Origin of the sequence: Vibrio sp. 10N.261.52.A1 (assembly GCF_002876325.1) — a bacterium.
Lineage (GTDB): Bacteria > Pseudomonadota > Gammaproteobacteria > Enterobacterales > Vibrionaceae > Vibrio > Vibrio chagasii.
On sequence record NZ_MCYD01000056.1, the window covers coordinates 1,134 to 1,348 of the forward strand.

1 protein-coding gene is annotated in these 215 nt (G+C 49.3%); it reads right to left on the reverse strand.

What is annotated here, in order from left to right; translation table 11 throughout:
- Positions 1–215 (reverse strand): hypothetical protein (locus BCT81_RS29260; protein ID WP_198596812.1); only part of this gene is annotated, 215 nt, incomplete at both ends.

Below are 215 nucleotides of genomic sequence, written 5' to 3' on the forward strand. Positions count from 1 at the left end.
ATCATCAAACGAGAATTCATCTTCGCTCTGTTGCTCAACTGATTCTGGCTGCAGGGCCGTTTCAGGTTGAGACTCTGGCGTTGGTTCTTTAGCAGTGTCAGCCACTGCTTCTGAGGTGTCATCGTCAATCAGCCAATCGTCATCTTGTGGTACACCGAATTCATTTGGAATGATCTCTGGCATATTCGCAGCACGAACTGGCTCTGGCTCTGGCT